We start from the raw sequence: 19,686 nt of genomic DNA, 5'->3' as shown, positions 1-19,686 counted from the left end.
CCGGCAAGCATTCAGCGGTAGATACCCACGGAAGGGGCATCGCCGACATAGCCGAAACCGCGATACATTCCTTCACTGTTAAATGGCAGTGCGACGTTGCCAAAACGATCGATGGCAATCAGCCCGCCGCTGCCGCCCAGCGCCAACAGCTTTTCCATCACCACTTTGTCGCAGGCCTGTTGCAGGGTTAGACCGGCATATTCAATCAGAGCAGAAACGTCGTAGGCCGCGACGGTACGCATAAAGATTTCGCCGGTACCGGTGCTGGAAACCGCCACCGTAGCGTTGTTGGCATAGCAACCGGCGCCAATAATCGGCGTATCGCCAATGCGCCCTGCCGCCTTGTTGGTCATGCCACCGGTTGAGGTAGCCGCTGCCAGGTTGCCCAAAGCATCCAGCGCTACCGCACCCACGGTGCCAAATTTGCGATCGGGATCCAGTGGGTCGCCGCTGAGCGCCGCCGCGCCGTCGTGATCGAGCAACACCCGACCCTGCTCTGCCTGAGCACGGTGCAATTGGTCAAAACGTTCCTGGGTAAAGAAGAAATCGGGATCGACCATTTCCAGACCGTGATTGGCGGCAAATCTTTCTGCCCCTTCCCCGCCAAACAGCACATGAGTGCTATTTTCCAGCACCGTACGCGCGGCCAGTACCGGGTTGCGTATCCGGCTGACCCCGGCGACCGCCCCGGCATCACAGGTTCGGCCATCCATCACGCAGGCATCCAGCTCATGGGTGCCCTGGTGGGTAAATACCGCGCCTTTGCCTGCGTTGAACAGCGGGCACTCTTCCAGCAGCCTGACGGCCTCCGTTACCGCGTCCAGTGCGCTGCCGCCTGCAGCCAAAATAGCCTGCCCGGCAGCCACAATGTCGGAAAGCGCCTGGATATAATCTTGTTCCTTCTCTGCACTCAATGCCGCACGGGTAATTGCGCCCGCACCACCATGAATGGCAATCACTGGTTTGCTCATTGACCTGACACCTGTGTCTATCCGCGGCAATTCAAGCAGGTACCGCATGAAAATGGAGAGAGAATTATTATTTAGTCTTTTTCGACTATATTTAGCCCGGCAATCGATGTAAAGCACAAACTCGTCGCCAAGCATTAAGCGTAGCCTGCTTAGACTATTTTGTGCATTGAAAGAGCTAAATGGTATAAAAACAGAGGGTTATCGGGGTTTTCATTTACCGCTGACAGATTTAACCGGCCTATTGGCGGAGGCAGAAAATAGGCCGGCTCGGTTCATGTTTAATAAGCGTTATCCCATTCCCTCTCCGCTATTCCCCGCCTACACGCCAATGAAAAATATTCAGAAACCCGATCCCGGTTGCTGCAGAAATTCCTGCTCCTCAAACGTAGATTTCCGGCCTAATATCTCGTTACGATGGGGATAACGTCCAAAACGATCGATTATGGCCTTATGACGTATTTCAAACTCCAACTGATCGCCATTATTTAATTGGCGAAACAGCTCCAACGCCTGCTGGTGGATCAAGGCGGATTCGGAATGCATAAACGGCAAATAGAGGAAGCCGCGCTGCTCGACCGTCAGGTTTTCACATAATCCAGTGGCGATCGCTTCCTGAGCCAGCACCAGCGCCATTCCGTCACAAGCAAAGGAGCGTGGCGTGTTGCGAAACAGATTACGGCTGAACTGATCGAGTACGATGATTTCCGCCAGTCGTCCTTTGATGGTCGCACGCCAATGTGCCAGTTCACCTTGGGACGCCGCCTGCCACAGTTGGCCAAAGCGGGTGTGCAGTACACGATCGAACTCATCGTCCTTTTTAAACCACATGGCTGGGTCGATCTCTTCGAACCAAAAATCCAGTACGTGCTGGTGCATGGCTGTCTCCTGTTATTGATTTCAATACGTTAACCTGGTTTCTCCACCACGGCGTTATCTGCCATAATAGCCCTACTTTGCCGAAAAATTCGCGCACGCCGATTACGGAGTTTTGTTTATGGATCACTGTCATACTTCTGACCTCATTTCTCTTGAGCAGGCACTGGAGAAAATGCTCTCCCAGATCGCGCCACTGCAACAGAGCGAATCTATCGCCTTGACCAGCGCAGCCGGACGCATTACTGCCACCCCGGTGGTCTCCCCTATCGATGTCCCGCCCTTCGCCAACTCGGCGATGGACGGCTACGCGGTACGTCTCAGTGACCTGAACGGCAACTCTCCGTTACCGGTAGCGGGTAAAGCCTTTGCCGGTGCACCGTTTACGGATGCCTGGCCTGCCAACACCTGCGTACGCATCATGACCGGAGCGCCAATTCCAGCCGGTGCGGATGCGGTGATCATGCAAGAACAGGCTGAAGTAACCGAGGCTGGAGTGCGTTTCAACGCCCCGGTAACCGCTGGGCAAAATATCCGTTTGGCGGGTGAAGATATCCTTCGTGGGGCGAGCGTGCTGCCCGCCGGGATCACGTTGGGGGCCGCACAGTTGCCGTTACTAGCTTCATTGGGCGTGGCCGATGTGCGGGTGATGCGTAAATTGAAGGTGGCGGTATTCTCCACCGGTGACGAATTACAGCCGGTCGGCCAGCCGCTACAAGCCGGGCAGATCTACGACACCAACCGCTTTGCCGTACGCCTGATGCTGGAACAGCTCGGCTGCACGGTGATCGATCTGGGGATTATTCGTGATAATCAGGAAGCATTACGCGCGGCGTTTATCCAGGCGGATAGCGAGGCCGACGTGGTGATCAGCAGCGGCGGCGTTTCCGTTGGTGAAGCCGATTACACCAAGCAGATGCTGGATGAACTCGGCAAAGTCAGCTTCTGGAAGCTGGCCATCAAACCGGGCAAACCTTTTGCTTTCGGCAAGCTCCAGCACGCCTGGTTCTGTGGCCTACCTGGCAACCCGGTCTCTGCGGCTTTGACCTTCTATCAACTGGTGCAACCGCTGCTGGCCAAGCTGGCCGGTCACACCGAATGGCAACTGCCACCCCGCCTGAAAGCTCGCGCCCTGACGCCACTGAAAAAGTCGCCGGGTCGCCTCGATTTCCAGCGCGGCATCTTCACCAGCAATGCCCAGGGCGAGCTGGAAGTGAGCACCACTGGCCATCAGGGTTCCCATGTGTTTAGCTCATTCAGCCAGGGTAACTGCTTTATCGTGCTGGAGCGTGAACGTGGCTCGGTAGCCGCTGGAGAGACAGTAGAGATCGAACCTTTCAATGCGTTGCTGAGGAACTGAACATGCTGCCGGAATTAACCGATGCACAAGCGCTGCGCTACAACCGCCAGATCGTACTGCGGGGTTTCGACTTCGACGGTCAGGAAAAGCTGCAGGCGGCGCACGTGCTGATCGTTGGGCTTGGCGGGCTGGGCTGTGCGGCGGCGCCTTATTTGGCTGCCGCTGGCGTAGGCCATCTGACGCTGGTTGATTTCGACACGGTTTCCCTCTCCAATCTACAGCGCCAGATCCTGCACCGGGATGATCGCATTGGTATGGCGAAGGTCGAATCTGCCCGCATTGAGCTGAGCTCCATCAATCCTCATATCCGTATTGATACCCTGGACACACAGCTGGATGACGAGCAAATGGCGGCGCAGATTGCCGCCTGCGACGTGGTGCTGGACTGTACCGATAACGTGGCAACCCGCGATCTGCTCAACCGCCTGTGCCATGCACAGCGTAAACCGCTGGTCTCAGGGGCTGCCATCCGTATGGAGGGCCAGCTCAGCGTCTTTACCTATCAGCCGGAACAGCCCTGTTATCGCTGCCTGAGCAGGCTGTTTGGGGAAAATGCGCTGACCTGCGTTGAGGCTGGCGTGATGGCGCCTTTAGTCGGCACTATCGGTACGCTGCAGGCGATGGAAGCCATCAAGCTGTTGGCAAACTATGGCCAGCCTTTGGTAGGGAAGTTGTTGATGTTTGATGCGATGAGCATGCAGTTCCGGGAGATGAAGCTGCCGAAGGATCCGCGGTGTGAAGTGTGTAGCGGCAACCCCTTGTAGACATTCGCTAAATCAAAAACATAGCGATGCAGCTCAAATGTAACTGTATTTATCCCCACCTCCCTAAAGCCCTCCCTCCAACCCGCATATGGCGTGTCTTACACGCCAACAAAACCTACTGGAAAAACCTCAGCGGTACGCCCATTACACAGCGCAGTGGCACCACAGATACAATCTCATGACTGTGGATGTCCTGCCATCCACAGCACAATGTAAATGCCGAGAGTTTAAGCCGGGTATATGGAATATTAGCCACACACCAAATTCACCATTACCTAAAAGGAAATATTATGTCTAGTGTTAATTCACCTATCGAAGGCACCATCATGATTGCAGGTACTCTGTATGGTGGTGTCGCTTTCTCTCAAGACAATCAGAATGTCGTTGGCAAATCCAGCCCGGTAAATATCGTACATTGTGGCAATAACGCAATGGTATACGATGATGTTGTTTCCGCCACCGACGACGTTGACTTCCCCAACATCGGTGGAAGAATAGCAACAACGGGCGAAAACTCGTACATTACAGGCGGCAACGAGTCGTTGACCTCGGCATTGGGTTCTTCTTCTTCTATCATGCTTGGATATCTCTACCCTGACGTAGAACAATTGACATTAACACAAGCCGTTGCCGTTACTGCTAATACAAATGGCACTATTAAAACAGCGGGCTATGTGGATAATTCTGTTTTAATGGCAGCTGGAGATACAAGCCAGATTATTGATCGTGGTAACAACAACGTACTCTTCTCCTCTGGAGCGGATAACACCATTCAGTCCGATGGTGGAAGCGGTGCTGTTATTTTTACCGCAAAAAACCCCCGCTATTTTACCCTCAATGAGCAAGGTGTTGCGGCTATTACCTGGCATGATGGTATTCGTACTCGCGTCACCGTTATTTACGAAGGGGAAAATGGAATCGAAAAAGGTGAGATGTATCGCCTGGATGAAAACGGCAGTGTCGTTGCCGTCTGATTAAGTACTCGATGAGTATAAGAACCGCCTTATTGAAGTGAATTCCATTTATTGGACACTTTATCTGGCGGTTTTTTGCGATTGTGTACGCGGTAAAACGTAGGGCTCTATTATCTCCCGTGTTTCATTCAGCGTTTTGAACTGCCAAAGCACCCGAAAACCACGTTTTTCAGGTGTTTGTCATCATAATGATGGGCCGTTTTATCGACCCATATTCTTCAGCAAGTACCGGATCAGTTGATACCCTGGCTACGCAGATAGTCTTCGTAGTTGCCGGTAAAGTCGATCACCTTGTTCGGGGTCATTTCAAGAACACGGGTGGCCAACGAGCTAACGAACTCACGGTCGTGGGAAACGAAGATCAGGGTGCCTTCATACATTTCCAACGCCATGTTCAGTGACTCGATGGATTCCATATCCATGTGGTTGGTCGGTTCATCCATGATCAGGATGTTCGGACGCTGCATCATGATCTTGCCGAACAGCATACGGCCCTTCTCACCACCGGAAAGCACTTTTACGCGCTTCTTGATATCGTCCTGGCTGAACAACAGGCGGCCAAGAATGCTGCGTACCGCCTGCTCATCGTCCTTTTCCTGCTTCCACTGGCTCATCCAGTCGAACACGCTCAGGGTTTCATCAAACTCGTATTCGTGATCCTGTGCGTAGTAACCGATCTTGGCGTTTTCGGACCATTTCACGGTGCCGTGATCCGGCTGCAGGTCACCCACCAGCGTTTTCAGCAGGGTGGATTTACCGATACCGTTGGCACCCAGGATCGCCACTTTCTCGCCCACTTCAACCATCAGGTTGAGTTTGCTGAACAGCGGGCCGTTGTCGAAGCCTTTGGCCAGCGCTTCCACTTCCAGCGCGTTACGGAACAGCTTCTTGTCCTGCTCAAAACGGATGAACGGGTTCTGACGGCTGGAGGCTTTCACCTCTTCCAACTGGATCTTGTCAATCTGGCGGGCACGAGAGGTAGCCTGCTTGGATTTTGAGGCGTTGGCGCTGAAGCGGCTAACGAAGGACTGCAATTCGTTAATCTGTGCCTTCTTCTTGGCGTTATCAGACATCAGGCGCTCACGAGCCTGGGTAGCCGCCGTCATGTATTCGTCGTAGTTGCCTGGGTAGACACGCAGTTCGCCGTAGTCCAGATCCGCCATGTGGGTACAAACCATGTTCAGGAAGTGACGGTCGTGCGAAATGATGATCATGGTGCTGTTACGCTCGTTCAGCACCTGCTCCAGCCAGCGAATGGTATCGATGTCCAGGTTGTTCGTTGGTTCGTCGAGCAGCAGGATTTCCGGATCGGAGAACAGGGCCTGAGCCAACAGAACACGCAGTTTGAAGCCGGGAGCGATCTCGCTCATCGGGCCATAATGCTGTTCTACCGGAATACCTACGCCGAGCAGCAACTCACCGGCACGTGCTTCTGCGGTGTAGCCGTCCATCTCGCCATAGGCCACTTCCAGATCGGCCACTTTATAGCCGTCTTCTTCGCTCATCTCCGCCATGGCGTAGATGCGGTCACGCTCTTCCTTCACCGCCCACAGTTCGGTGTGGCCCATGATCACGGTGTCCAGCACGCTGAACTGTTCAAAAGCGAACTGATCCTGGCGCAGTTTACCCAGGCGCTCATTCGGATCCAGGAACACGTTACCGCCGCTCGGCGCCAGATCGCCACCGAGGATTTTCATGAACGTCGATTTACCGCAGCCGTTGGCTCCGATCAGACCATAGCGGTTACCGCCGCCAAATTTGACAGAGATGTTTTCAAACAACGGCTTACTGCCGAACTGCATAGTGATGTTGTTAGTGCTTAACACAGCGCTCGCTCTTAATTTGATTGGGAATGTGATTTGGCGCGCATTATGCCATAACGGCGGTCAGAGATCGCGAGGATTTTTGGTTGATTTTTGAGCACGGGTCAGCATTAACCGTAATGCGGACAATAACCATACAAAGCACAATGTCATAACAGCACTTATCTTTGATTATTAGTCTGCCACGAGTAATGCAGGCTAATAATTTTTATCAATGGGTATAATATAAGTTAATGCGATTGAAACAATTATTGTGCCACTGATGTAAAGCACCCTCTCCATTATTGTGTCAAAATGAAAAAAGAAATACACGCATAGTAGAAAACAGATGGAGCCTAGCAAGTGAATCAAAGTGTTTGCTATAGTGAAACACACTTTGTCTTTAAGTTTTTTTCCCATTTAGCTCTTTCTCAACAAGTGATACTATTTTATTAAACGGTTCTTGCCCCTGTTTCTGTCTAACAGAGAGCGCATCAATAAACGGATCAACAAATGGTTGAATCAAGAAATAAAGAAAGTCTAAATCACCTTTATGTCTGAGAGCATAGTACACTGAGAGATTTTTATCTTTCAACTCTTCTGACTTGTAAATGCTTCTTGTCGCTAGGCCACCAGTCAACAAAATAGTGCTAACTGTGCTAATTCTAAACGCTAACAGTCTAGAGTAGACGGCTGTTTTAAGAATTATATTTGCTAATTTACCACTAAGATATGCATTTGTTATCATCCTTCCTGCTATAGAGCCAACAGTTTTTGCATAAATTGAATCTTGTGTTTCTTTAGATGCGTTTTTATCAAATTCATCAAGTACGGTTTTAATGCTTTCTACTAGGTTTTCATTCTCAAGTATACCGCACTTAATAGCTTTCATCATTCGCATCGTGTCACCTTGATTGCGAGATCTATTCTCCGTGTCAATATATCCATAAGCAAGATAACCAAAATCAATAGGTACGCTTGCTACTCCGTGTGCTAGTCCTACGAGCATCTCTGGCGTCAGTATCACCTGCACTATTCGCTTAGCTATTGCTTGATATTCCATATCATCCCCTTTTGACGCAGCCATCATACAATATGATTAATGTGTTATCAATCTGCATCATGCCCCATGAATAAATGGGGCGTTATACATAAAAAAGCATAGCCCTGTATTCATGAAAGTCCTAAGTGGGCGCAGCATGCAGCGCCCCTACAAAAGGTAGCTGGTTGAGGAATGTTACAGGTGATTTTATATTTATAACTTATTTATTCGAATAAGAATTCCACATCTATAAAACCATAAAAATAATGATCCAGGGTATTTTAAGTTCCACTGCTAGTAAATTCGCGTGTTGGCGTTCTGCATCATCCCCACCTGCTGCACCATTACGCTCAGCTATTTAGATGTTCTCCCCCTGAGATCCGCCATCCGCACCTTAAATTTCCAATGTCCGCTCATGCAGCATTTCAATAAATGCCCGTGAAGCGGCGCTGCGGTAACCCTCTTTGCGTTGCAGCACCACGGCGTGGCGCTCGGGCATGGGAACCGACAGCTTGATAGGCAGCAGCAGCGGATTACTCCGTGCGATGGCCTGCGGCAGAATGGTCGCGAACTGGCCGTGGCGAACAATCTCGACGATGCCGCTAATCGCATTCGCCTCCATGGCAACCTGAGGATAAATCGCGTGCTGCTGGAAATATTCATCTACATAATGACGCGTGGCGAAGTCGCCGTTGAGTAGCACCAACGGCACCTGTTGCACCTCTGCTACGCTCAAGGCGGCGCGGCGCTTGGCAAGCTGATGCCCCTTCCCTATCATCAGTTGCAGCCGCTCCGTGAACAACCTGGCAGCGGCTATATCCGCAGAGTGAACCGGCTCGAAGGCAATCCCCAGATCCAATTGGTCATCGCACAATAACGCCTCCATCTTATCCTGCGTCATCTCACGGATGTTCAGCGTAATCCCCGGGTAGCGCCGGAAAAAGCCGTCGACCAACGGTCCAATCAGGTAGGAGGTAAAGGTCGGCGTCATCGCCAAACGCAGGTTACCGCGTTCCAACGTCGCGACATCCTGAATGGCCCGCTTGCCAGCCTCCAGATCCTGTAATGCTAGTCGGGCATAGCGCATCCATGCCTGACCCGCATCGGTGAGTTGCACCCTACGCCCGGAACGGTCGAACAGCTCTACCTGTAACGTCTCTTCCAACTGTTTGATCTGCTGTGACAAGGTCGGCTGAGAAACATGCAGCACCTCCGCCGCCCGGGTGAAGTTCCCCTGCTCCGCCACCGCCAGAAAGTAACGTATGTGCCGCAGTAACATAACGCCTCAACTATTAGTTATCCCTATCGTGACGATTATAAATGAGTCTTGGAACCTATAGCTAGAAAAGTCCATTCTTGCCTCCATTGAAAGCGAGCCACACATTGATGGAGTCACCATGCAAGAGGTTATTGACGGTTTTCTGAAGTTCCAGCGCGAGGCTTTTGTTGAGCGCACAGAACTGTTCAAACGTCTGGCCACCAGCCAGAGCCCACGCACCCTATTTATCTCATGTTCCGACAGCCGATTGGTGCCGGAGCTGATCACCCAACGCGAGCCGGGCGACCTGTTCGTCATCCGCAACGCGGGCAATATTGTCCCTTCTTTCGGGCCTGAGCCCGGTGGCGTTTCGGCCTCTGTGGAATATGCCGTTGCCGCACTAGGCGTAGAGGATATCGTGATTTGCGGCCACTCCGATTGCGGCGCCATGACCGCCATCGCCACCTGCAAATGCCTGGATCATATGCCCACCGTAGCCAACTGGCTGCGCTATGCCGATGCCGCCAAGGCAGTCAATCAGGCCAATGAACACGCCAGCGAGCACGATCGCATTAACTCGATGGTGCGTGAAAACGTCATCGCCCAACTGACCAACCTGAAAACACACCCTTCGGTCGCGCTGGCGCTCGATCGAGGCAATCTGCGACTGCATGGCTGGATCTACGATATCGCTACCGGCTGTATTGATGCATTAGATGGCAATACCCGCCGTTTCGTGCCGCTGGCGAGCAACCCAAGCGTCACCGCCAGCCCAGCTATACAACGCTTCTAATCTACCAAACCTATTGGAGTCAACATGACACAGTCTCTACATAACACTTCCGCACGTCAGAACCTGACCGACATCATCATGGAGGCTAAAGTCCGTAAAGGCCTGACCTTCGAAGCCATTAATCAAGACACCGGCTTGAGCTTGGCGTTTGTGACCGCCGCACTACTTGGCCAGCATCCGTTGCCGGAACAGGCCGCCCGTATAGTAGCCGCAAAGCTGGATTTGGATGAAGATGCGGTGCGCCTGCTGCAAACCATCCCGGTGCGCGGCAGTATTCCCGGCGGTGTGCCGACCGATCCGACCATCTATCGTTTCTACGAGATGGTGCAGATCTACGGCTCAACCCTGCGGGCGCTGGTGCATGAACAATTTGGTGACGGGGTGATCAGCGCCATCAACTTCAAGCTGGATATCAAAAAGGTCCAAGACCCCGATGGCGGTGAACGCGCGGTGATCACGCTGGATGGTAAGTACCTGCCAACCAAGCCATTCTAGGCCGTTAAGTCATCAAATTATTAAGTTAATGTAATCCAGCGCCTGAACCTCGGCGCTGGAACACTCAACCATGAAAATGGCGGCTATCCGCCGGAGCCTGCTCACGCGGTTCCAAGCCATCATCCCGCACCACCTCGGCCACCCGCAGCCGGTAATATTCCAACACCTCATGCCTGCCACGCGCCTGGGCTTGACGGTGTTGCTCCAGGTTGCGCCACTGCTGTACCGCCGCCTTGTCACGCCAGAACGACAGCGATAACAATTTGTCCGGTTCACTCAGGCTTTGAAAACGTTCGATAGAGATAAAGCCATCAATTTCCGCCAGCAACGGTTTCAGCTCCGCCGCCAACTCAAGATAGGTTTCCCGCTGCCCAGCGGCAGCACGTAGTTCAAAAATCACCGCGATCATGATTGTTCTCCTCGGCAGTATAAAATTCAGGTACACACGCATTTTGCGAAACACGCCAGCGAAAATGGCTTAACAGTTCGGGCTTAAAGTTGAGTTTGGACAAATGATCGATCCCCGCCAAGGCGATCAACCGTGCCCACCGTTCTCCTGGGCAGCGATGAGCACCATGACCAAAGGCAAAACTCTCTTGCGGCGTTTTCAACTGCACCAATACGCTCTGCCCCACCGCCAGCGGTTGGCCATCAAGCCACGTAGCCTGTCGCGCAAACCTGCGGGTAGTATGGATCGGCGGAGTTTGCTGCAACACCGCCAAGATCAACGCTTCTGCCGGTTGATGGCGCTGATTTGCCAGCAGCAGTGTCTGGCCGATTAATCCGGCGGTGCCCTCACAGGCCTGGAACAAAAGCCCGATGGCATTGGCTATCGCCAGCGAACGATCGCCAATGTGTTGGCACAGTAGTTCAAACAACGGTCCATCTGCCCGTTGCATCCGGATCTGCAACTTCCCGGCGGCTACCGCCCCCGCAGCCATCTGCTCTACGCTGCCGCCAGGAGCAATACAGCACACAAAGTCCAACACCTCATCCACCAAGGTAGATCGATCCTGATGTGTCACGCCCAATAAGTCAGCCAGTACGCAAATCGGCAAAGCGTAGTTAAACCGGGTGAGTTGCTCTGCCGTTGTCAAACTAGCCGCTAGCCGTTGAGCCACGTAAACCGTCGTTTGGCGGATCTCATCGTCAGTGATCGCGGCCAGAGCCGCCTCGATCGCCCCCTTTAATTCACGCTGCCCGGCACCATCATTCATACGTACCAGAGAGGCGAAAATCGATTGGGCGGGCGTCCCAATCAAAGCAGTGGGTACCGGCTCATCCGTGGGGCGAACACCGAGGTGAGGATGGGTTAAGGCTTCACGCACCGCTTGCCGCGATGCAACAGAAAAGGGGCAGGCCGTCATGGCAATTTCCTTCCGATAAGAATAGAGAACAGCCATTGTCGGGTTAGACGAGCAGCAATACTTCGGTTACTCTCGAAGTATGAATGACAATACGCTTGAAGACCGCCTGGCCGCATTGACGGCCGCTATCGCCGATCGCACCCGAGCGCGCATGCTATGCCTGCTGATGGATGGGCGCGCCTATACCGCAACGGAGCTGAGTGCTGCGGTGGACGTCGCTGCCTCCACCGCCAGCAGCCATCTGGCACGTTTGCAGGAGCAAAACCTGATCGGCTGTGTCAAACAGGGCCGCAATCGCTTTTACCGTCTGGCGGGCAAACCGGTGGCCGATATGCTGGAAAGCCTGATGGCGTTGGCCGGTGTAGAACGCCCGACGGTGAAAAGCAGCACTCCGGCCTCATTGCGTTATGCACGCACCTGCTATGACCACATGGCAGGTGAGATCGCGGTTCAAATACATCATCAGTTGCTGGCGCGGGCCTGGTTAATCGGAGATAACGACTATCAGCTCAGTGAGTCCGGGCAGGCTGCCTTGACACAGTTGGGTATCGACTGCTCCCCGGCCCCGACCCGGCGGCGTTTTGCCTGCGATTGTCTGGACTGGAGCGAACGCAAGGCTCATCTCGGTGGCGCTCTGGGCGCTGCCATGTTGGCCGCATTTGAAAAACGTGGATGGGTTCAGCGCCAGCTAGATAGCCGTGAGCTGCAACTGACCGCCGCTGGTAGAAAAGCGCTGAGCGCACATTTTGGCCTGGCGCTTTGAATGCCTGACAAGCTAGCTTAGCTGCCATACTCAATGGGTTTACCTGTTGACGATCCCGTCATATCCGAGGAGTTATCATGTCCGATATTAACCAATTCCCGATCGCCAAACGTTGGCCCGCCAAGCATCCTGAACGTTTACAACTCTACTCGCTGCCGACCCCTAATGGGGTGAAAGTCTCCATCATGCTCGAAGAGATCGGCCTGCCCTATGAGGCGCATCTGATCGACATCGGCAAAAATGAAACCTGGACGCCGGAGTTCCTGTCGCTCAATCCTAACGGTAAAATCCCGGCGATCCTCGATCCTGCGGGCCCAGACGGTAAGCCGTTAGCGCTGTTCGAATCCGGGGCTATCCTGCTGTATCTGGCAGAGAAATGCGGCCAGTTGTTACCCAAGGATCCCGCCCAGCGTTATGAAACCATCCAGTGGGTGTTTTTCCAGATGGCATCCGTTGGGCCGATGTTTGGCCAGCTAGGCTTCTTCCACAAATTCGCCGGACGTGAATATGAAGACAAACGGCCATTTGAACGCTACCAAAAGGAGTCCAAACGGCTGCTGGGTGTGCTGGAAGAACGGCTGCAAGGGCGTGATTGGATCATGGGTGCGGAATACACCATTGCCGATATCTCCCTGCTTGGCTGGGTACGCAACCTGATTGGTTTTTATGAAGCGCGCGACGTGGTGGAGTTCGACAGCTTCCCGCTCGTGGGCCAATGGCTGGAACGTGGACTGGCAAGGCCAGCCGTACAGCGCGGTATCAATATTCCTGCCCGCCAAGCCTGATAAGCTATTGGGATAGCCAGGAAAGGCTATCCCTTTTCCCACCTGACGCGTCATAAAAATGTCACTTTCCTGCTCTACTCTCCCGTGTAACAAAATAATGCCAACCCTATTTTTGTATTACGACAAGGAGCCCTACCCATGCAGCAGTCCGTTTCCCTGATCGCCGGTGCCGTATTATCCGCTCTGTTATGTTCCACCGCCCTCGCTGATAATAATCAACCCACCAACCGCGCGGCTCGTGGCGATATTACCGAACCCGGCGGTGCACGCCGTTTGGCAGGCGATCAAACCGCTGCACTGCAAGCGTCGCTGTCGAATAAAACCGCTAAAAACGTGATCCTGCTGATCGGCGACGGCATGGGCGATTCGGAAATCACTGGCGCACGTAACTATGCCGAAGGCGCAGGCGGTTACTTCAAAGGGATCGATGCCCTGCCGCTGACCGGCCAATACACCCACTACTCGCTGGATAAGAAAAGCCATAAGCCGGACTATGTCACCGACTCTGCAGCCTCGGCCACCGCTTGGGCTACCGGCGTCAAGACCTATAACGGCGCGTTGGGCGTGGATGTGAATGGCAAAGATCAACCGACGATTCTGGAACTGGCCAAGGCCGCAGGTAAAGCCACAGGCAACGTCTCCACGGCGGAACTGCAAGATGCCACACCGGCGGCACTGGTTTCGCACGTAACCTCGCGCAAGTGCTACGGCCCAGAGGAGACCAGTGAGCAATGTGCCAGCAACGCGTTAGAAAACGGCGGGCATGGATCGATCACCGAGCAGTTGATTAAAACCCGCGCCGACGTCACGCTGGGCGGCGGGGCAAAATCCTTCGCTCAGTTGGCGAAAAGCGGCGAATGGCAGGGGAAAACGCTGAAAGCCCAGGCCGCCGCATTAGGCTACCAATGGGTGGAGGATGCCGAAAGTCTGAACGCGATTAACCTCGCCAATCAGCAAAAGCCGCTACTGGGCCTGTTTGCGCCAGGCAATATGCCAGTACGCTGGAAGGGACCGAAAGCGTCCTACCACGGTAATCTCGATCAGCCTGCGGTAACCTGTGAGAATAATCCAGAACGCGGCGCCAATGTGCCAACGCTGGCGGCGATGACCGAGAAAGCCATCGAGCTGCTGAAGAACAACCCGAACGGTTTCTTCCTGCAGGTGGAAGGGGCGTCCATCGACAAACAGGATCATGATGCCAACCCATGCGGCCAGTTTGGCGAAACGGTCGATCTGGATGAGGCAGTACAAAAAGCGTTGGAGTTCGCCCGCGCCGATGGTAATACCCTGGTGATCGTCACCGCCGACCACGCCCACTCCAGCCAGATTATTGCCGCCAAGGCCAAGGCGCCGGGGATAACCCAATCATTGACCACCAAGGACGGCGCTGTGATGACCATCAGCTATGGCAACTCGGAAGAAGGCTCCCAGGGCCATACCGGTACTCAGTTGCGCGTTGCCGCTTATGGCCCACATGCTGCCAACATCGTGGGGCTGACCGATCAGACCGATCTGTTCTTCACCATGCGCGACGCCATGAACATCAAGTAACTAACAGGCTCATTCCCCTCACCCTAACCCTCTCCCAAAAGGAGAGGGGACCGATCGAGTTCGCTGATTTTTCTGCGTAATACTTCATCCATCTTCTTTCTCATCACGTTCCAGAGCAGCACAGCCTCATCAGCGACGCCGGACAACTCCCTCTCCCAAAAGGAGAGGGGACCGATCGAGTTCGCTGATTTTTCTGCGTAATACTTCTTCCATCTTCTTTCTCATCACGTTTCGGAGCAGCACAGCCTCATCAGCGACGCCGGACAACTCCCTCTCCCAAAAGGAGAGGAGACCGAACGAGTTCGCTGATTTTTCTGCGTAATACTTCATCCATCTTCTTTCTCATCACGTTTCGGAGCAGCACAGCCTCATCAGAGATACCGGGCAGCTCCCTCTCCCTGTGGGAGAGGGTTGGGGTGAGGGGAAACTAAACCCCTACCCCTTGCGGAGCATTTTTCGCCACGTCAATTATCCAAGTTTACCCTTGCGTAACCGCCAAGGCGCGCCTATTATCAAAGAATAAACTTGGATTATTAAGTCCCATTTGACTGTGACCCGAATGTCGTCGCTGCAGGAGAATTAAACCAATGGATCGCGCCAATATCATTCACGACTTGCTGAACTGGATCGAAAACCACCTGGATCAACCGCTGCTGCTGGATAACGTGGCAGCAAAATCTGGCTACTCCAAATGGCATCTGCAACGTATGTTCCGCAGTACCACTGGCCATGCGCTCGGCAGCTATATCCGCGAGCGCCGTTTGTCCAAGGCCGCACAGGCACTACGCGCCACGCCGCGTCCCATTCTGGATATCGCCCTGCAGTTCCATTTTGATTCCCAGCCTTCATTTTCCCGGGCCTTTAAAAAGCAGTTTGGTGAAACGCCGGCGGTCTATCGCCGCACGCCGCAGCAAGATGAAGTGGCGCTCTCCTCAGAGCACAGCTATCGGCACAGCACACCGAGCCTGCATTCACTGTACAAACGCCAATGCGTAGACGAAGGCTGCACCAACTGGGTCGGCCAGCGTTAAAAGCAAAAAAGGCCAACGGGATATAAACCCATTGGCCTCAGATTGATGACAAAGTGGCAATATTGCTGAATGGGTCGGGATCTATCTTTACCAGTATTTGCTAACCCATTGATTATCCAGACGGGCGCAGCATGCAGCGCCCCTACATTGTAAGCCCGGTGAGGGTTTGTCAGCAGTCTCAGGCCAACGGGGTATAAAACCATTGGCCTTATTGTTTGGTAAATGGACGCTGTATACAGCGCCCGTCTTGAACTGGCTGACGTCTTATCAGTTATATTCGAGGGTAAAGGTGGCAATCGACTTGATGGTGCCGCCCTTCATTTTCGCTGCGGTCTGATAGTAACGCGCCTTGAGCGGCAAGGTGATGGTATTGGTCTGGTTGGCAATGGTATGCCCGGCATACACCGCCGTGCCGCTAGTGATTGGCGTTGAGTTATTGCCGGTCAGCAGTTGGACACCGACGCCGCTGGCAGCATTGCTATCCTGTACCGGCTGGAGCACGCCCGGTGCATTCGAGGCATCGCGGGTATAGTCAAAACGTACGTTCACCAGCCCTTCCCCTGTGCCGCCAGGTAACAGTTCCGTCCCCGTCCCCCCCACACAGTTGATGTTAATCGAAAAGTCCTGCTCTGCAGCGGTACTGCCCACGCCTTTAAACGCCGCAGTAGCCACCGTACTCAGGTTGATCACCTTGTTTTTGGAACCGGCGTCCACCGAACAGGACGAGGTGACAATGGTGATACTGTTCGCCAACACGTGGGAGATCAGGATCGGTCTTGAAGGACCCGTCCCATCCGCATAGTAAGAAGAATACTGCCCGGGGGCTAACGAGCCGGTACCGGTATTCTGGGCAATTTTGATCACCTCAACCACAAAATACCCCTCAGCCAGATACACCCTGCCGTTACGATAGATCTCGTGCGGATAATAGGCACCTTCCTGCGTACCGATCTGGCGATAGAGCCGCAGCCCCACGCCCGGCACGTTGGTGGTCCAGATTTTGTCGCTGATGGAACTCGGGCCGCCTTGTAAAATGCGACCGTACAACGTGCTATTACCGCTGCAAGAAATATTGTCATCCCGGCGGATATCGAACTTGCCGGTGGCCAAGATATCGCCCACCTTGGTATTCGGCGTAATCAATACTCTGCCGACGTTCATAATGATGTCCTGCGGCCTGGTCGTGTTAACCCGACATTGAGCATATGCCTGTTGCCCGGCCATCATCAGTAACAAAAACAACATGGCTTGTTTAGGGTGCTGGCGCATGGCGGTGAATTTATGGATAACGTTGATCATTTGCAGCTCGCCTCGATAATTTCGTAATCAGTGCTGTTTTGTGTTTTGGCCTGGTAGTTCACGGCACACTGTTGTGTCGGCTGAGTACCCCATTTCACCAATAGCAGCCCCTGTAACGCTTCGGTACGCAGATAGATGCGGCTGCCCTGGCCGACGATCCCGATCACCTGGTTACGGGTATCCAATACTTCGGCACCAAAAGGTAATGCCGTGTTGTTCGGGCCCAGCGCATGAATAATCAGCGCCTGACCTTTGATGGTCTTGAACTCCAGCTTGGCAATCGCACCGGCATAAGGCGCTACCTGCTGGCTGCTGCTTTCAAGCTCAACATCGCGTGACATGCCGTTAGGATCCAGCGTGACGTTGGTCATGCGGTATGGGGCAACATAAGGCACCACTGCATAGCCGTTATCATCGATTCGCACCCCAGGAGAGTTGGTAACAATCGCCCCTGCGGCATCCGGCGCTTCAACCAATACCATGGTCTGGCCACGCTGAGGCGTCATGGTCACGCCACCGCTATGGGCCACAATGCTGCCGGAAGCCCCAATGGACGACTGGCGGAAATCGCGGCCATAGCTGTAAGAACCGTTCATGGTAGCGAAACGACTGCGATATTCCCCATTCACACTGGTGTTGGTCCCACCGCTTTGGTCGTTAGCCAAAGTGGCGCTGTAGCTGATGTTGTTATCCTCCCCAGTGGAGCCGTTAATCCCGATGCGGCTGCTGTCGTAGCCTTGGTCGTTGTAGGCCAGTGCGCTGTTCAGGCTGATGTTTTGCGAGCCAATGTTGAATGGGATCGAGAAGTTCAGGAAGTAACGGGTTTCATCGTGGTTATAAGTATCGGTGGTACGCATGGCGGACAAACCGTAAGTAACTCGGCCAATGAAGTTGTTGTAACCCACCTGATACTGTTTGGAGGTACCGCCACGGTTCCAGTAATCGCGCACCGAACCGGTGATATACAGCGATCCCAGATTGGCACCCAGCCCCTGGTTCAGCGTGAGCTGATATTCACTGCGCTGGCGGTTAACCGCATCGGCACTTAAGCCCCGGCTCTCATTATCACGGGCATACACCGCATCACGCAGTGACAGATAGCCGGAAGTCGAGTAGCGATAGGCCGCAATGGTGAAGTTGGTATTGGTTTCCGACATCAGTTTGCTATAGCTGATCTTGTAGCTCTGGCCGGACATATCACCCTGTTTCAGGCGGGTGTTAGCCTGAGTCACGTCGACGGCAAAAGCCCCCAACGGTGTTGCCACCGCACTCCCCAGCAGCACTGCACTGTAACCGTCACTCACGGTCGCCCCGGTGTAACCGGTCAGAATATTGGTAAACCCGCGCTGATAAGTCGCCTGGAACATCTCGGGCTTAGTATGTAAATTATCATCGCGAACTTGGCCAGCAGTTAACGCATAGCGCTGGATCCCCGGGCGCAACATCTGTGCCACCGAAGCATAGGGAACACTGAACTGGCGCACGGAACCGTCGGCCTCATTGACCGTGACGTCCAGATCGCCGCCGTAGCCGGTAGGGAACAGATCGTTAATCACGAACTCGCCCGGCGCTACGGTGGTTTGATAGATCAACTGGTTGTTCTGGCGAACTTCCACCAAGGCGTTGCTTTGTGCCACACCGCGCACCACGGGTGCATAGCCGTTAAGGGAGTCCGGCAGCATGCGATCGTCGGAGCTCAGTTGCGCACCGCGAAAACCGATCGAATCAAAGAAATCCCCGCTGGTAAAGGCATCTCCCAAGGTCAGCATACCGCGCACAGCCGGAATGGCACGCTGTGCATAGGTGGCCGTGTTCTGCCAATGGGTGCTTTCCTGACTACGCCAGTTCACGTTAGAGTCATGGCGCAGCTGCCAACCGGCAATGTTCACCCCGGCGTTCATCGTCAGATAAGCGTTGGTCGAGTCCGAGTTGCCACCGGAATTGGAGCTGTGCGAATTAAAGGCGTTGAAGTTATAGGACAGAAAACCAGCGGTGATGCCGCGATCCCAGAATTTCGGATCGACATAACCACGTGCGGTACGGCGCAGCGCGACCTGGGGAACGCTGACATCCATACGCAAGGTGCTGGTATTGAGGCGGTAAGACGCTTCCGGCACCCATTCCCCCAGCGGCTTGCAGCTGCTGGTCGTCACCGCCGGATCGCTACCCATTGCCGCAGTATCGACGCCAAACTCTTCCAGAGACAGCAGGCTAAAGCAGGTATCGGCACTGTCTTTACCCGGCACGCTCTTGAATTCGATGTTCTTTTTGCCCTTCCATTCCCCGTTGACGTAAACATCCAGAGAATATTTCCCCGCCAATACCGGGTTGCCATCACGAAAGCGCGAAAGATCCACGCCCTGCGCCTGGCCAACCAGGAAATTGCTGTTGAAAGTGGCTTCGACCGGTGCAGCGGCCTGGTTGGCATCGTTTTGAGCCGCTGCCAGCGAAAATGCCGGGGTGGTCAGGCAAAGGGCACTACCGGTCAACAGCAGGATGGATCTGTAATTGAAAAGTGCCGACTTTACGGCGGAAGAGATAGGTAACTCGTTCATATC

At 53.8% G+C, this 19,686-nt stretch carries 18 protein-coding genes; 9 read left to right on the top strand and 9 right to left on the bottom strand.

Translation table 11 applies throughout. From position 1 onward, the window contains the following. Positions 1-11 precede the first annotated feature (11 nt). Both WN53_RS16980 and WN53_RS16975 read right to left on the bottom strand, forming a co-directional pair. Entirely contained in the window at positions 12-971 is a 960-nt protein-coding gene (locus tag WN53_RS16980; RefSeq protein ID WP_024485985.1) for an isoaspartyl peptidase/L-asparaginase family protein, read from the bottom strand. A gap of 339 nt (positions 972-1,310) precedes the next feature. Next, positions 1,311-1,847: a DUF924 family protein gene (locus WN53_RS16975; protein ID WP_024485984.1), complete on the bottom strand. Its 537-nt coding sequence runs from the start codon at positions 1,845-1,847 to the stop codon at positions 1,311-1,313. A gap of 118 nt (positions 1,848-1,965) precedes the next feature. Between WN53_RS16975 and moeA the strand changes: the two genes are divergently transcribed. The 3 genes from moeA to WN53_RS16960 all read left to right on the top strand — a co-directional run bounded on the left by moeA (position 1,966) and on the right by WN53_RS16960 (position 4,942). After that, positions 1,966-3,204: a molybdopterin molybdotransferase MoeA gene (moeA, locus tag WN53_RS16970; protein ID WP_024485983.1), complete on the top strand. Its 1,239-nt coding sequence runs from the start codon at positions 1,966-1,968 to the stop codon at positions 3,202-3,204. Between the two features lie 2 nt (positions 3,205-3,206). Beyond that, a complete protein-coding gene (gene moeB / locus WN53_RS16965; protein ID WP_024485982.1) occupies positions 3,207-3,968 on the top strand; it encodes a molybdopterin-synthase adenylyltransferase MoeB in 762 nt (253 codons plus the stop codon). Positions 3,969-4,258: 290 nt separating this feature from the next. After that, positions 4,259-4,942, top strand: coding sequence for a YdhT family protein (locus tag WN53_RS16960; RefSeq protein WP_024485981.1), 684 nt, complete (start codon positions 4,259-4,261; stop codon positions 4,940-4,942). 233 nt (positions 4,943-5,175) lie between these two features. Here the strand turns inward: WN53_RS16960 and WN53_RS16955 are convergent, their stop codons facing one another. The 3 genes from WN53_RS16955 to cynR form a co-directional block, all read right to left on the bottom strand. After that, the gene (locus WN53_RS16955; protein ID WP_021180561.1) at positions 5,176-6,768 is read right to left on the bottom strand and encodes an ABC-F family ATPase; all 1,593 of its coding nucleotides are present in this window, start codon (positions 6,766-6,768) and stop codon (positions 5,176-5,178) included. A gap of 379 nt (positions 6,769-7,147) precedes the next feature. Next, positions 7,148-7,807, bottom strand: a complete 660-nt coding sequence (locus tag WN53_RS16950; protein WP_024485979.1) for a hypothetical protein — start codon at positions 7,805-7,807, stop codon at positions 7,148-7,150. Between the two features lie 373 nt (positions 7,808-8,180). After that, positions 8,181-9,065 (bottom strand): transcriptional regulator CynR, encoded by an 885-nt coding sequence (cynR, locus tag WN53_RS16945; RefSeq protein ID WP_024485978.1) that lies wholly within the window; start codon positions 9,063-9,065, stop codon positions 8,181-8,183. Positions 9,066-9,183: 118 nt separating this feature from the next. Here cynR and WN53_RS16940 point away from each other — a divergent pair, with 118 nt between their 5' ends. Continuing rightward, positions 9,184-9,837 carry a carbonic anhydrase gene (locus WN53_RS16940; protein WP_024485977.1) on the top strand — a complete coding sequence of 218 codons (654 nt, stop codon included), beginning with the start codon at positions 9,184-9,186 and terminating at the stop codon, positions 9,835-9,837. A 24-nt stretch (positions 9,838-9,861) separates the two neighbouring features. Beyond that, positions 9,862-10,332, top strand: coding sequence for a cyanase (gene cynS / locus WN53_RS16935; RefSeq protein ID WP_024485976.1), 471 nt, complete (start codon positions 9,862-9,864; stop codon positions 10,330-10,332). A gap of 64 nt (positions 10,333-10,396) precedes the next feature. Here cynS and WN53_RS16930 read toward each other — a convergent pair whose 3' ends face one another. Both WN53_RS16930 and WN53_RS16925 read right to left on the bottom strand, forming a co-directional pair. Continuing rightward, on the bottom strand, positions 10,397-10,741 hold the full coding sequence (locus tag WN53_RS16930; protein ID WP_024485975.1) for an antibiotic biosynthesis monooxygenase family protein: 345 nt from the start codon (positions 10,739-10,741) through the stop codon (positions 10,397-10,399). Next, a complete protein-coding gene (locus tag WN53_RS16925; RefSeq protein ID WP_024485974.1) occupies positions 10,722-11,699 on the bottom strand; it encodes a cytochrome P450 family protein in 978 nt (325 codons plus the stop codon). Before WN53_RS16925 ends, WN53_RS16930 begins: the two co-directional genes overlap by 20 nt. A gap of 79 nt (positions 11,700-11,778) precedes the next feature. Here WN53_RS16925 and WN53_RS16920 point away from each other — a divergent pair, with 79 nt between their 5' ends. The 4 genes from WN53_RS16920 to WN53_RS16900 all read left to right on the top strand — a co-directional run bounded on the left by WN53_RS16920 (position 11,779) and on the right by WN53_RS16900 (position 15,829). After that, a complete protein-coding gene (locus tag WN53_RS16920; protein ID WP_024485973.1) occupies positions 11,779-12,462 on the top strand; it encodes an ArsR/SmtB family transcription factor in 684 nt (227 codons plus the stop codon). Positions 12,463-12,539: 77 nt separating this feature from the next. After that, positions 12,540-13,247 carry a glutathione S-transferase N-terminal domain-containing protein gene (locus WN53_RS16915; protein WP_024485972.1) on the top strand — a complete coding sequence of 236 codons (708 nt, stop codon included), beginning with the start codon at positions 12,540-12,542 and terminating at the stop codon, positions 13,245-13,247. Between the two features lie 138 nt (positions 13,248-13,385). Next, positions 13,386-14,798, top strand: coding sequence for an alkaline phosphatase (gene phoA, locus WN53_RS16910; RefSeq protein ID WP_046808122.1), 1,413 nt, complete (start codon positions 13,386-13,388; stop codon positions 14,796-14,798). Positions 14,799-15,385: 587 nt separating this feature from the next. Then, complete coding sequence (locus WN53_RS16900) at positions 15,386-15,829, top strand: helix-turn-helix domain-containing protein (protein WP_021180553.1); 444 nt, start codon at positions 15,386-15,388, stop codon at positions 15,827-15,829. A gap of 267 nt (positions 15,830-16,096) precedes the next feature. Here WN53_RS16900 and WN53_RS16895 read toward each other — a convergent pair whose 3' ends face one another. Together WN53_RS16895 and WN53_RS16890 are read right to left on the bottom strand one after the other, a co-directional pair. Continuing rightward, entirely contained in the window at positions 16,097-17,128 is a 1,032-nt protein-coding gene (locus tag WN53_RS16895; protein WP_024486930.1) for a fimbrial protein, read from the bottom strand. Further along, positions 17,125-19,683: a fimbria/pilus outer membrane usher protein gene (locus WN53_RS16890; RefSeq protein WP_046808120.1), complete on the bottom strand. Its 2,559-nt coding sequence runs from the start codon at positions 19,681-19,683 to the stop codon at positions 17,125-17,127. The genes WN53_RS16895 and WN53_RS16890 overlap by 4 nt, the downstream gene beginning before the upstream one ends. Positions 19,684-19,686 lie beyond the last annotated feature (3 nt).

This window comes from Serratia fonticola, from assembly GCF_001006005.1.
Lineage (GTDB): Bacteria > Pseudomonadota > Gammaproteobacteria > Enterobacterales > Enterobacteriaceae > Chania > Chania fonticola.
This window is presented reverse-complemented; position numbering and strand designations above follow the sequence as displayed.

Bases quoted from the DNA above. Each gene is read 5' to 3' on its own strand.
- WN53_RS16980 (WP_024485985.1), bottom strand. From the start codon at position 971: ATGAGCAAACCAGTGATTGCCATTCATGGTGGTGCGGGCGCAATTACC.
- WN53_RS16975 (WP_024485984.1), bottom strand. From the start codon at position 1,847: ATGCACCAGCACGTACTGGATTTTTGGTTCGAAGAGATCGACCCAGCC.
- moeA (WP_024485983.1), top strand. From the start codon at position 1,966: ATGGATCACTGTCATACTTCTGACCTCATTTCTCTTGAGCAGGCACTG.
- moeB (WP_024485982.1), top strand. From the start codon at position 3,207: ATGCTGCCGGAATTAACCGATGCACAAGCGCTGCGCTACAACCGCCAG.
- WN53_RS16960 (WP_024485981.1), top strand. From the start codon at position 4,259: ATGTCTAGTGTTAATTCACCTATCGAAGGCACCATCATGATTGCAGGT.
- WN53_RS16950 (WP_024485979.1), bottom strand. From the start codon at position 7,807: ATGGAATATCAAGCAATAGCTAAGCGAATAGTGCAGGTGATACTGACG.
- cynR (WP_024485978.1), bottom strand. From the start codon at position 9,065: ATGTTACTGCGGCACATACGTTACTTTCTGGCGGTGGCGGAGCAGGGG.
- WN53_RS16940 (WP_024485977.1), top strand. From the start codon at position 9,184: ATGCAAGAGGTTATTGACGGTTTTCTGAAGTTCCAGCGCGAGGCTTTT.
- cynS (WP_024485976.1), top strand. From the start codon at position 9,862: ATGACACAGTCTCTACATAACACTTCCGCACGTCAGAACCTGACCGAC.
- WN53_RS16930 (WP_024485975.1), bottom strand. From the start codon at position 10,741: ATGATCGCGGTGATTTTTGAACTACGTGCTGCCGCTGGGCAGCGGGAA.
- WN53_RS16925 (WP_024485974.1), bottom strand. From the start codon at position 11,699: ATGACGGCCTGCCCCTTTTCTGTTGCATCGCGGCAAGCGGTGCGTGAA.
- WN53_RS16920 (WP_024485973.1), top strand. From the start codon at position 11,779: ATGAATGACAATACGCTTGAAGACCGCCTGGCCGCATTGACGGCCGCT.
- WN53_RS16915 (WP_024485972.1), top strand. From the start codon at position 12,540: ATGTCCGATATTAACCAATTCCCGATCGCCAAACGTTGGCCCGCCAAG.
- phoA (WP_046808122.1), top strand. From the start codon at position 13,386: ATGCAGCAGTCCGTTTCCCTGATCGCCGGTGCCGTATTATCCGCTCTG.
- WN53_RS16900 (WP_021180553.1), top strand. From the start codon at position 15,386: ATGGATCGCGCCAATATCATTCACGACTTGCTGAACTGGATCGAAAAC.
- WN53_RS16895 (WP_024486930.1), bottom strand. From the start codon at position 17,128: ATGATCAACGTTATCCATAAATTCACCGCCATGCGCCAGCACCCTAAA.
- WN53_RS16890 (WP_046808120.1), bottom strand. From the start codon at position 19,683: ATGAACGAGTTACCTATCTCTTCCGCCGTAAAGTCGGCACTTTTCAAT.